This is a genomic window from Nocardiopsis sp. iso_25 (assembly GCF_056173305.1).
This window is the reverse complement of the sequence record NZ_CM149667.1, coordinates 4,615,808-4,628,634: the sequence shown is the minus strand read 5'-3', so window position 1 is coordinate 4,628,634 and position 12,827 is coordinate 4,615,808. Positions and strand designations below refer to the sequence as shown.

The window sequence follows — 12,827 nt, the reverse complement described above, 5'->3', positions numbered from 1 at the left end:
TAAGGGAACCTGCCCGTCACGGGCGACCCCACCCGCCACCGGCGACCACGAGGACGTGGCCGCACCACGGAGGCGGCCACGGCGCCCACACGACGGTCACCGCCGCACCACGCGGCGACACAACTCCATCCGCACGCAGCAGGGCCAACGTCGTCCCGGATGCGCTTTTCACGAAGCCGACGCAAGACGACAGGAGGGTAGATGCCTGCTGGCCAGGTGCGGCGTTCGTCCGTCCGAACGAACCCCGAGACCACTTCCCAGGGCCTGTACGACCCCGCTTTCGAGCACGACGCCTGCGGTGTGGGCTTCGTCGCCGACCTCACTGGACGTCGTAGCCACGACATCGTCGAGAAGGCGCTCACCGTACTCCGCAACCTCGACCACCGCGGAGCCTCCGGCGCCGACCCCGACGACGGAGACGGCGCGGGCATCCTCACCCAGATCCCGCACGAGCTCTACACCGAGGTCTGCGACTTCGCCCTGCCCGACGCAGGCGCCTACGCCACCGGCATCGGGTTCCTGCCCGCCGACGCGGCCGAGCGCGCAGCCGCCGTCGAACGCATCAACACCATCGTCGCAGAAGAGGGCCTGACCCTGCTCGGCTGGCGCGAACTGCCCTTCGAACCCCAGTACAGCGGCCCCGCCGCCCGCCAGGCCATGCCCTACTTCGGGCAGCTCTTCATCACGGGCACCCCCGGCACCGCCACCGAGGGCCTCACCGGCATCGAGCTGGAGCGCCACGCCTACTGCGTGCGCAAGCGCGCCGAGCACGAGAGCGACGTCTACTTCCCGAGCCTGTCCCCGCGCACCATCGCCTACAAGGGCATGCTCACCACCCCGCAGCTGGAGCCGTTCTTCCCCGACCTGTCCGACCGGCGCTACGCCTCCGGCCTGGCCCTGGTCCACTCCCGCTTCTCCACCAACACCTTCCCGTCCTGGCCGCTCGCCCACCCGTTCCGCTACGTCGCGCACAACGGCGAGATCAACACCGTCAAGGGCAACCGCAACATGATGCGGGCGCGCGAGGCCAAGCTCGCCAGCGACCTCATCCCCGGCGAACTCGACCGGATCTTCCCCATCGTCGACCCCGACGACTCCGACACCGCGTCCTTCGACGACGCCCTGGAACTGCTCCACCTGGGCGGACGCTCCCTGCCGCACGCGGTGCTCATGATGATCCCCGAGCCCTGGGAGAACCACACCGAGATGGACCCGGCAGTCCGGGCCTTCTACGAGTACCACTCCACCCTCATGGAGCCCTGGGACGGCCCCGCCTCGGTGTCCTTCACCGACGGCACCGTCGTCGGCGCCGTCCTGGACCGCAACGGCCTGCGCCCCGGACGCTACTGGGTCACCGAGGACGGCCTCGTCGTCCTCGCCAGCGAGGCCGGCGTCCTGGACATCGACCCCGCCACCGTCGTGCGCAAGGGACGCCTCCAGCCCGGCCGCATCTTCGTCGTCGACACCGCCCAGGGGCGCATCGTCGAGGACGAGGAGATCAAGGCCGAACTCGCCGCCCAGCACCCCTACCAGGAATGGATCGACACCGGCGTCCTGCGCCTGGCCGACCTGCCCGACGCCCAGCCCGCCCCGGTCACCGAACTCCAGCGCGCCCAGCAGGTCTTCGGCTACACCGAGGAGGAACTGCGCGTCATCCTCACCCCCATGGCCCGCACCGGCGCCGAACCCATCGGCTCCATGGGCACCGACACCCCGGTGGCCGCGCTCTCCGAACGCTCCCGCCAGCTCTTCGACTACTTCTCGCAGAACTTCGCCCAGGTCACCAACCCGCCCCTGGACGCCATCCGCGAGGAGATGGTCACCAGCCTGGCCACCCTCCTGGGCGCCGAGCACAACATCCTCGACGCCGCACCCGGCCAGACCCAGCGCCTCGTCCTGCCCACCCCGGTCGTCGACCAGGCCGAACTGGCCGCCATCGTCGCCGCCGGACAGGACAACCCGGCCCTGAGGACCTTCACCGTCGACGGCACCTACCCCGTCGAAGGCGGCGGCGACGCGCTCTCCGCACGCCTGGAGCAGATCAACACCGAGGTCTCCGCCGCCATCGCCGACGGCGCCCACATCCTCGTACTCAGCGACCGCGGCGCCGACACCGACCGCGCGCCCATCCCGTCGCTGCTGCTCACCGGCTCGGTCCACCACCACCTCGTCCGCGAGAAGACCCGCACCGAGGTCGGCCTCCTCATCGAGGCCGCCGACGTGCGCGAATGCCACCACGTCGCCCTGCTCATCGGCTACGGCGCCTCCGCGGTCAGCCCCTACCTGGCGCTGGCCACCGTCCGCGACCTCGTCGAACGCGGACGCCTCGGCGGCGTCGACGCCGACCAGGCCGTCCGCAACACCGTCAAGGCGTTCGGCAAGGGCGTCCTGAAGATCATGTCCAAGATCGGCGTGTCCACGGTCAGCTCCTACACCGGAGCCCAGATCTTCGAGGCCCTGGGCCTGGGCGCCGAGGTCATCGACCGCTGCTTCACCGGCACCACCTCCCGCCTGGGCGGCGTCGGCTTCGACGTCCTCGCCGAGGAGGTCGCCATCCGCCACCGCAGCGCCCACACCCCCAACCCCAGCGCCCACCGGCGCCTGGAGGTCGGCGGCGAGTACCAGTGGCGCCGCGAGGGCGAACCGCACCTGTTCAGCCCCGAGACCGTCTTCAAGCTCCAGCACTCCACCCGCACCCGCCGGTACGAGATCTTCAAGGAGTACACCTCCCAGATCGACGACCAGTCCCAGAAGCTCATGACCCTGCGCGGTCTCCTGCGCTTCAAGGACGGCGTGCGCGAACCCGTGCCCGTCGACGAGGTCGAACCCGTCTCGGAGATCGTCAAGCGCTTCTCCACCGGAGCCATGTCCTACGGCTCCATCTCCGCAGAAGCCCACCAGACCCTCGCCATCGCGATGAACCGCCTCGGCGGCAAGTCCAACACCGGCGAGGGCGGCGAGGACCCCGACCGCTTCACCCCCGACGCCAACGGGGACCTGCGGCGCAGCTCCATCAAGCAGGTCGCCTCCGGCCGCTTCGGCGTCACCTCGCACTACCTCACCAACGCTGACGACATCCAGATCAAGATGGCCCAGGGCGCCAAGCCCGGCGAAGGCGGCCAACTGCCCGGCCACAAGGTCTACCCGTGGGTCGCCCAGACCCGCCACTCCACCCCCGGCGTCGGACTCATCTCCCCGCCGCCCCACCACGACATCTACTCCATCGAGGACCTCGCCCAGCTCATCCACGACCTCAAGAACGCCAACCCCTCCGCCCGGGTCCACGTCAAACTGGTCTCCGAAGCGGGCGTGGGCACCGTCGCCGCCGGCGTGTCCAAGGCACACGCCGACGTCGTCCTCATCTCCGGCCACGACGGAGGCACCGGCGCCTCGCCGCTGACCTCCCTCAAGCACGCGGGCACCCCCTGGGAACTCGGCCTCGCCGAAACCCAGCAGACCCTGCTGCTCAACGGCCTGCGCGACCGCATCGTCGTCCAGGCCGACGGCCAGATGAAGACCGGCCGCGACGTCGTCATCGCCGCCTTGCTCGGCGCCGAGGAGTACGGCTTCGCCACCGCACCCCTCGTCGTCTCCGGCTGCGTCATGATGCGCGTGTGCCACCTGGACACCTGCCCCGTCGGCGTCGCCACCCAGAACCCGCTCCTGCGCGAGCGCTTCTCCGGCAAGGCCGAGTACGTCGTCAACTTCTTCGAGTTCATCGCCCAGGAGGTCCGCGAGTACCTCGCCCAGCTCGGCTTCCGCAGCCTGGACGAGGCCATCGGCTCCATCGACCTGCTCGACACCGCCGACGCCGTCACCCACTGGAAGGCCCAGGGCCTGGACCTGTCGCCCATCCTGCACGAGGTCGAACCCCGCGCCGGCGACCACCGCGTCCGACAGCGCCTCCAGGACCACGGCCTGGAGAAGGCCCTGGACAACACCCTCATCCAGCTCAGCGAGGGCGCCCTGGACTTCGGCCAGCCCGTACGCCTCGAACTGCCCGTACGCAACGTCAACCGCACCGTCGGCACCATGCTCGGACACGAGGTCACCAAGCGCCACGGCGCCGACGGCCTCCCCGACGACACCATCGACGTCTCCTTCACCGGATCCGCGGGCCAGTCCTTCGGCGCCTTCGTACCCAGGGGCGTCACCCTGCGCCTGTCCGGCGACGCCAACGACTACGTCGGCAAGGGCCTGTCCGGCGGACGCGTCATCGTCCGCCCCGACAACGCCTCCCAGCTCGTCGCCGAGGACCACATCATCGCCGGAAACGTCATCGGCTACGGCGCCACCTCCGGAGAGATCCTCCTGCGCGGCGTCGTCGGCGAACGCTTCTGCGTCCGCAACTCCGGCGCACTCGCCGTCGTCGAGGGCATCGGCGACCACGGCTGCGAGTACATGACCGGCGGCCGCGCCGTCGTCCTGGGCCGCACCGGACGCAACTTCGCCGCCGGCATGTCCGGAGGCATCGCCTACGTCCTGGACCTGGACCACGAACGCGTCAACACCGAGATGGTCGAGATCGAGGCCCTCACCGACGAGGACCGCGCGTTCCTCACCGACGTCCTCACCCGCCACCGCGCCGAGACCGGATCGGCCGTCGCCGACCGCATCCTCACCGACGGCGAGATCGACCGCATCGCCAAGATCATGCCGCGCGACTACAAGCGCGTCCTGCTCGCCCAGGCCGAGGCCGAACGCGAGGGCCGCGACGTCAACGAGGCCGTCATGGCCTCCGCACAGTCCTGACACGAGAGGAGGAAGGCACATGGCCGACCCCAAGGGCTTCCTGAAGACCACCGAGCGAGAGCTCCCCAAGCACCGACCCGTCGACGTGCGCATCCAGGACTGGCGCGAGGTCTACGAGGACTTCGACCGGGGAACCGTCACCAAGCAGGCCTCGCGCTGCATGGACTGCGGCATCCCCTTCTGCCACAACGGCTGCCCGCTCGGCAACCTCATCCCCGAGTGGAACAACCTCGTCCACACCCACGACTGGGCCGAGGCGATCGAACGCCTGCACGCCACCAACAACTTCCCCGAGTTCACCGGCAGACTCTGCCCCGCACCGTGCGAATCCGCGTGCGTGCTCGGCATCAACCAACCCGCCGTCACCATCAAGAACGTCGAGGTCTCCATCATCGACCGCGCGTGGGAGGAGGGCTGGGTCAAGCCCCTGCCCCCCACCACCCGCACCGGCAAGAAGGTCGCCGTCGTCGGCTCCGGCCCCGCCGGACTCGCCGCCGCCCAGCAGCTCACCCGCGCCGGACACGACGTCACCGTCTACGAACGCGCCGACCGCATCGGCGGCCTCCTGCGCTACGGCATCCCCGAGTTCAAGATGGAGAAGCGGCACATCGACCGCCGCCTCGCCCAGATGAGCGCCGAAGGCACCACCTTCCGCGCCGGAGTCGACGTCGGCACCGACATCACCGCCGACCAACTGCGCGCCGACCACGACGCCGTCGTCATCAGCGGCGGCGCCACCGCCTGGCGCGACCTGCCCGCCAAGGGCCGCGAACTCGACGGCATCCACCAGGCCATGGAGTACCTGCCCCTGGCCAACCGGGTCCAGGAGGGCGACTACGACACGCCCGCCATCAGCGCCCAAGGCAAGCACGTCGTCGTCATCGGCGGCGGCGACACCGGCGCCGACTGCGTCGGCACCGCCCACCGCCAGGGCGCCGCATCGGTCACCCAGCTGGAGATCATGCCCAAGCCGCCCACCACGCGGCCCGACAACCAGCCCTGGCCGACCATGCCCATGCTCTACAAGGTCACCAGCGCCCACGAGGAGGGCGGCAAGCGGATCTACGCCGTCAACACCGTCGAGTTCCTCGGCGACGACAACGGCCGCGTCCGCGCCCTCAAGCTCGTCGAGGTCAAGCGCACCGACAAGGGCTTCGAACCCGTCGAGGGTACCGAACGAGAGATCCCCGCCGAACTCGTCACCCTCGCCATGGGCTTCGTCGGTCCCCAGAAGGAGGGCCTGCTCGACCAGCTCGGCGTCGAACTCGACGGACGCGGCAACGTCGTCCGCGACACCGACTACCGCACCACCGTCGACGGCGTCTACTGCGCCGGCGACATGGGCCGCGGCCAGTCACTCATCGTCTGGGCCATCGCCGAGGGCCGCTCCGCCGCCGCCGGAGTGGACCGCTACCTCACCGACGACAGCACCCTGCCGGTCACCATCCCGCCGACCGCGCGACCGCTCGTCTAGCCACAACCAGGCACACACACGCGCCGGGCGCGGAGTACACCCTCCGCACCCGGCGCGTCGCCGTGTCCACCGCCAGGTGAAGAGCCATCCGGGTTTCCACCCGCACCATCCACAGCCCCCGACACCCCCTGGCCCCGCCGGGAGACGGCGCCGATACTGGAAACCAGGAGCACCCACCACGCGCCCGGGAGGCCAGACGATGACCTACCGGCTCATCGCCGACACCGCCATGGTCACGCACCTGGCCTTCCTCGCCTACCTCGCCCTCGGCGGGTTCCTCGCCTGGAAGTGGCCCCGCACCCTGTGGATCCACCTCGGCTGCACCCTCTACGGACTCGCCATCACCCTCATCGGCTGGCCCTGCCCCCTCACCCACGTCGAGAACTGGGCCCGCCTAAGCGCCGGACAACAGGGACTGCCCCCCGAAGGCTTCATCGACCACTACCTCACCGGCATCGTCTACCCCGCCGAACACCTGCTCACCGCACGGCTCGCCGTCGCCCTCACCGTCCTCGCCTCCTGGGCAGGACTCCTCATCCGCACCCGAAGACGCACACGCAACACCACCCCGAACCGCGCGTAAAGATCGCGAATGGATTGGCCCGCCAACCATTTCCCCGCCCCGCACACGGACGTACCGTCGAAGACATGACCGTTGTGACCTGGGACTCCCTTCGCGCCGCAGAACACTTCACCATGCGAAACGCCCGGCTCATCGACCGGCTCCGCTTCGCCCACCTCTTCCAGAACGGACCCACCGAACCCGTCCGCTCCGCACTCTCCGCCTACCGCAACCTCGACGGCGGCTACGGCAACGGACTCGACCCCGACCTGCGCGGACACACCAGCCAACCCGCCGCCACCGAGATCGCCCTGCGCTACCTCGACGACCTCGGCCCCATCCCCACCAGCCTCGGCACCGGCATCTGCCGCTACCTCACCACCGTCACCAACCCCGACGGCGGCCTGCCCTGCGTACGACCCGACGTCCGCCACACCGAAGCCGCCCCCTGGTGGCAACAGCACCACGACTCCACCAGCGACCTCGGACTCACCGCACTCCTCGCCGGATACCTCCACAAACACAACATCAGCCACACCTGGCGCGACAACGCCACCGCCTACTGCTGGAAACACATCAACGCCCTGCACTGGACCGACCCCCACCAGGCCATCGGCATCTGCACCTTCCTCCAGCACGTCCCCGACCGCGACCGCGCCCTGCGCACCACCAGCCGACTCCACCCCATGATCCGCGCCGTCATCGACACCCACCCCAAACCCAACCCGAACCGACACGCCCACACCGCACTCGACATCGCCACCCACCCCGACCACATCGCCCGACCCCTGTTCACCGACACCGAGATCCGACGCAACCTCGACTTCTTCGAACAGACCCAACGACCCGACGGCGGCTGGGACGCCACCTGGCAGCACTGGGACACCGCCGCCACCCTCGAACGCGAAGGCATGCGCACCGTCCAACGCCTGCGCATCCTGTGCGCCTACGGCCGCCTCCAGTGCTACATCCCACCCCGCCGCCGCGACAGCTGACACCCCCGACCCCGCCCACCAGCCCCGGCCAAGACCAGACCTCCGCAGACACCGAGCCCCGCAGACACCGGGCCCCGCCGAGGCCGTGCCCCCCACACCAGCGAAGACACCCCACCACCCAACGCCACCAAACCTCACCCAGGGTGCTCGCCGTTCGACTTCCCGCAGCCCCACATACGTCCATTCGCAACCTGGTTTAGACCACTCCATCCTCCAGACGCTCTAGAGTGTTATGCGTGACACGTCGAGCAAAAATCGTCGCGACCCTCGGTCCCGCCACCTCGAGCCCGGAAGTCCTCCGCAAGCTCGTCGAAGCCGGACTGGACGTCGCCCGACTCAACCTCAGCCACGGAACCCACGACGACCACAGCGCCAACCTCGCCAACCTGCGAGGCGCCGCTGAGGCCGCACAACGAGCCGTCGGCGTCCTCGCCGACCTCCAAGGGCCCAAGATCCGCGTCGGCACCTTCGCCGACGGCCCCGTCGACCTCAACGTCGGCGACGAATTCACCATCACCACCGACGACGTCCCCGGAGACGCCCACCGCGTCTCCACCACCTACAAGGGACTCCCCGCCGACGTACGCCCCGGCGACCGCGTCCTCATCGACGACGGCCGCATCGCGCTGGAGTGCACCAAGACCACCAGCACCGACGTCCACACCCGCGTCGTCGTCGCCGGCACCGTCTCCAACCACAAGGGACTCAACCTCCCCGGCGTCGCCGTCAGCGTCCCCGCACTCACCGAAAAGGACGAGGCCGACCTGCGCTGGGCCCTGCGCCAGGGCGTCGACATGGTCGCCCTCTCCTTCGTCCGCAGCCCCGCAGACGCCGAGGAGTGCCACCGCATCATGGACGAGGAGGGCGTCACCGTCCCCCTCATCGCCAAGGTCGAGAAGCCCCAGGCCGTCGAACGGCTCCAGGACATCATCGAGGTCTTCGACGGAGTCATGGTCGCCCGCGGCGACCTCGGCGTCGAACTCCCCCTCGAAAACGTCCCCATGGTGCAAAAACGCGCCGTCGAACGCTGCCGCGACAAGGCCAAACCGGTCATCGTCGCCACCCAGATGCTCGAATCCATGATCGGATCACCCCGGCCCACCCGCGCCGAGGCCTCCGACGTCGCCAACGCCGTCCTCGACGGCGCCGACGCCGTCATGCTCTCCGGAGAGACCAGCGTCGGCAAGTACCCCGTCGAGACCGTCGAGACCATGGCCCGCATCGTCAGCGCCGCCGAGCAGGAGTCCCTGCGCGCCTCGCACATCCTCAACCGGGTACCCGAGACCACCGGCGGAGCCATCGCCCGCGCCGCCGCCGAGATCGGCGCCACCGTCGGAGCCAAAGCCCTGGTCGCCTTCACCATGTCCGGCGAGACCGCCCGACGCCTGGCCCGTTACCGCTCACCCATCCCGCTGATGGCCTTCACCACCGAGGAGAGCACCCGCGGAGTGCTCTCCCTCACCTGGGGAGTCGAGAGCCACATCGTGCCCTGGGTCGACAACACCGACGACATGGTCCGCCAGGTGGAGGCCGAACTCCTCCAGCTCGGCGACTACCACAAGGGCGACAAGATCGTCATCGTCGCCGGCAGCCCGCCCGGAACCACCGGTTCCACCAACTTCCTGCGCGTCCACCGCCTCGGCGACGCCGTCGCCCTCGCGGCGCAGTAGGAGTACCCGGGCGCCCCGCACCGGGCGCCCCCGACGTGCCGCATCAGGTCCGGCCCGGAGGACACGGCGTATGAGCCGCGCCGCCCACCGGGTCAGGACCAGGTGCGGCCCCGCCGCACCACCTCAGGCCGCCGACTCCCCGCGCACGTCCCCCCGCGACTCCGGCCCGGCGCCCCCCTCCGGCAGCACACGCTCCAACGGCATGTCCCACGGCAACAGGTTCCACGGGCTGCGCTCGTCCTCCGTCAGCAGACCCAACGCCGCCCACACCCGGTCCGTACCGCCGTGGTCGCCCTCCACACCCTTCTCCGGCCACAACAGATAACCCGCGTGGAAGGCCATCGACAACTGCTGCCACGACGCGTACCGCCGCTGAAGATCCGAGGCCACCCGCCGCAACAGCGTCTGCGTCTCCACCGGACTCAACCAGTCCAACGACGCGCCCCCGCACACCAGCCGGATCACGTGCACCGACTTCCACCACTGGTAGGCACCGATGAGCACCGTCTCGTCCGCCTCGGCCACCCCCGTGACCGCGCGCAACCGCGCCACCTGCTCCTCACTCAGCCGCACGTGCGCACCCGTCACCTGCCCGCCCCGCTCACGCGGCAGACGCGACCTGGCCACCCCCGCGCTCAGATCCACCACCAGATCCAGCTTCGGACCCGTACGCAGCTCCTCCAACAGGGCGTCCACCGCCTCCAGCAGCGACTCGCGGTCGGTCACCCCCCACTGGCGCTCCAGCATCCGCTGGTAGGGACGGCGCAGCGACGGCCGGGCCACCACGTCCCAGGGCTCGGCCAACGCCACCCGGAACGGCGCGGCCACGGCCGCCGCCCAGCGCTCGGTGCTCAACGGCGCGTCGGGGTCCTTGGTGCGCAGGGTGGGGGACTCGCGCGAGCCCACCACCAGCTCCGCGAAGGAACCGGCGACCAGCGCCACGACGGGCACGAACGCCCAGCCCGGCTGGCCGACGGCCACGAGAAGGACGATGAGCAGCGCGACGGGGGTCAGCAGCCACGGCTGGCGGCGCTGGGAACCCCACGCCACCACCATCCAGGCGCCGATAACCAGTGCGCCGACGATCCCGGCCACCGCGGTCAGCACCCGCTGCTCCTCTCCTGAGAAATCGCTTCTGGAACTCCAGGATCAAGGACGCGCGCCCGCGGAGGCGACCGAACTCACGGGTTGTACTCAGGTTGTGGCCGTGATGTGACCGGTTCCGCCGTGTTGCCCCGGCATAAAGTGACAAAGGGCCTATTTAGGGCGGTACCGGCTGGGTAGTTACGCAGGTTCTGGCCCGTCTGTCCGGTCCCTCAGTACTTGGGCCCGATGAAGGCGTCCATGCGCGCCACGGCCTCCTTCCGCGACACCGAGACGACGATCTTGTCGCGCCTCGGCGGACGTGGACTGGTGTGGCGCTTCCACGGAATTCCGAGGCGGTCGAGTGCGTCGGTGAGCAGGCCGGTGATGTCCTCGGAGACGTTGATGAACTGGTAGCGGGGGTACTCGTAGTACTTCCATTCCTCACCGGTCCGCCTGCGGACCCTGTTGGTGATGCGGCACCCGTCGGAATGGATCAGGCCTCGGACGAACGGTTCGGGATGAGCGTCGACGATCTCCTGCTGCCAGGCCTTCAGGACGATGGGCCGTTCGTGCTTCTTTCCCGGCCCGTGCTGCGGAAACAGCCAGGGCCAGTGCTTCCAGTCGCTGTAGACCTCGGTGCATCCGACGCAGCCGATCCGGCCCACCGCGTGCCCGGGGAGCACCTGCGCCATGGTGTTCTCACACTCCTGGATGAGACCCGGCCAGGAGTCGCCGCAGGAGATCCTCAGTCGCCACACGCCCCGGCTGCCGTCCCCCGTCAGGCTGATGGCACCATCACCGAGGTACAGGCCCAGGAGGTAGCTGTAGGCGTCGGCTGCCTTCGGCGGGCGGGGGAGCGGTTCGCAGCGGGGGCAGTCACCGTTGTCCCGGTACTTGTCGATCAGGGAACGGTCACGCGACCAGGCGCGGAGGGTTGCCCGGTTGATGCCCAGGCGTCGGCTGACCTCGTTGTAGGAGATCCCGGAGTCCAGTAGGGATACCGCCGAACGGCGGACGTGCGATGCGTACATGACATACATGCTTGCCCATGCCTGTGACAATCCGTCGATTGCTTGACTACGGTGGGTTGATATGCCCGAAATGAAAAGAGCCGCCCGGATGGGGCGACTCTGGAGTGTTGTGCCCTGAGTGGGATTCGAACCCACACTTGATGGTGTTTGAGACCATTTCCTCTGCCATTGGGATATCAGGGCTTTTTGTGGGGCGAAATGGACATCCTGGCTGGTGTGCGTCTGCCTGTCCGGCCGGTGTGCTCCGTCAACAGTGGTATCACGATTGACGCGCATGCCCGTCCCGACGTCCAGCATCCTAGCTGATCTCGGTAACCTCGTGTACGTGACGAGGACGCAGAGCCGTGTGGTGATCGCGGAAGACGAGGCCCTGATCCGCCTGGACCTCAAGGAGATGCTTGAGGAGGACGGCTACGCCGTCGTGGGCGAGGCCGGTGACGGTGAGACCGTGATCCGCCTTGCCCAGGAGCTCAAGCCCGACCTGGTGATCACCGACATCAAGATGCCCGTGCTCGACGGCCTCTCGGCCGCCGAGCGCATCGCCGCCGAGCGCATCGCCCCGGTGGTGATCCTGACCGCCTTCTCCCAGCGGGAGCTGGTCGAGCGGGCGCGCGAGGCCGGGGCCATGGCCTACCTGGTCAAGCCGTTCAACAAGGCCGACCTCGTGCCCGCCATCGAGATGGCCACCTCGCGCTACGCGGAGCTGTCCGCGCTGGAGTCGGAGGTCTCCAGCCTCCAGGAGCGGTTGGAGACCCGCAAGCTGGTCGAACAGGCCAAGGGTCTGCTCCAGAGCCGCCACGGGATGAGCGAGCCTGAGGCGTTCCGCTGGATCCAGAAGAACTCGATGGACCGGCGGCTGACCATGCGCAGGGTCGCCGAGACGGTCGTGGAGACCCTCGGCGGCAAGCAGTGAGCCGCCGCCGGTAAGCGGCGCTTACGCGTCCGCGCCAGCCGGACTGAACTGGTCTGAACGAAGGGGGCCGCACCCGAACCGGGTGTGGCCCCCTTCGTCGTCTCCGCCCGCGCCTTCTCCTCCCGGCTCCTCGTGATCACTCCGGTACGCCGGGTGTGGAAAAACTATGCAGTTCAGGCGCTTAACGCGGCGGAAACGAGACAGATGTTCAGGGTCAATGCGCCAGGTGTACCGGTTTGGTCTCGTTTGCACACGATGGGATGACGGTTGGGTCACGTGGCATTAGCGCATCTGAACAACTTGCCTAAATCGGGCTAAACTCACCGCACCGAACAGCAAAGGAC

The 12,827-nt window shown here is 69.1% G+C and carries 8 protein-coding genes and 1 tRNA gene; 6 read left to right on the top strand and 3 right to left on the bottom strand.

Annotated features, from left to right (window positions below; all coding sequences use genetic code 11):
• The first annotated feature begins 201 nt into the window (after positions 1-201).
• The 5 genes from gltB (at position 202) to pyk (ending at position 9,453) form a co-directional block, all read left to right on the top strand.
• Complete coding sequence (gene gltB / locus AC0VX6_RS19880; RefSeq protein ID WP_475465566.1) at positions 202-4,752, top strand: glutamate synthase large subunit; 4,551 nt, start codon at positions 202-204, stop codon at positions 4,750-4,752.
• Between the two features lie 19 nt (positions 4,753-4,771).
• Positions 4,772-6,226 (top strand): glutamate synthase subunit beta, encoded by a 1,455-nt coding sequence (locus AC0VX6_RS19875; RefSeq protein ID WP_274974127.1) that lies wholly within the window; start codon positions 4,772-4,774, stop codon positions 6,224-6,226.
• 199 nt (positions 6,227-6,425) lie between these two features.
• Entirely contained in the window at positions 6,426-6,809 is a 384-nt protein-coding gene (locus AC0VX6_RS19870) for a DUF2784 domain-containing protein (RefSeq protein ID WP_274974126.1), read from the top strand.
• A 74-nt stretch (positions 6,810-6,883) separates the two neighbouring features.
• On the top strand, positions 6,884-7,783 hold the full coding sequence (locus AC0VX6_RS19865) for a prenyltransferase (RefSeq protein ID WP_274978197.1): 900 nt from the start codon (positions 6,884-6,886) through the stop codon (positions 7,781-7,783).
• A 236-nt stretch (positions 7,784-8,019) separates the two neighbouring features.
• Complete coding sequence (gene pyk, locus AC0VX6_RS19860; RefSeq protein ID WP_475465565.1) at positions 8,020-9,453, top strand: pyruvate kinase; 1,434 nt, start codon at positions 8,020-8,022, stop codon at positions 9,451-9,453.
• Positions 9,454-9,576: 123 nt separating this feature from the next.
• Here the strand turns inward: pyk and AC0VX6_RS19855 are convergent, their stop codons facing one another.
• The 3 genes from AC0VX6_RS19855 to AC0VX6_RS19845 form a co-directional block, all read right to left on the bottom strand.
• Positions 9,577-10,560 (bottom strand): DUF1266 domain-containing protein, encoded by a 984-nt coding sequence (locus tag AC0VX6_RS19855; RefSeq protein WP_475465564.1) that lies wholly within the window; start codon positions 10,558-10,560, stop codon positions 9,577-9,579.
• Positions 10,561-10,769: 209 nt separating this feature from the next.
• Positions 10,770-11,570, bottom strand: coding sequence for a transposase (locus tag AC0VX6_RS19850; protein WP_475465563.1), 801 nt, complete (start codon positions 11,568-11,570; stop codon positions 10,770-10,772).
• Between the two features lie 110 nt (positions 11,571-11,680).
• Positions 11,681-11,753: transfer RNA gene (locus AC0VX6_RS19845), tRNA-Leu, on the bottom strand.
• Between the two features lie 163 nt (positions 11,754-11,916).
• Here AC0VX6_RS19845 and AC0VX6_RS19840 point away from each other — a divergent pair.
• Positions 11,917-12,483, top strand: coding sequence for an ANTAR domain-containing response regulator (locus AC0VX6_RS19840; protein WP_019610955.1), 567 nt, complete (start codon positions 11,917-11,919; stop codon positions 12,481-12,483).
• Positions 12,484-12,827: the final 344 nt, after the last annotated feature.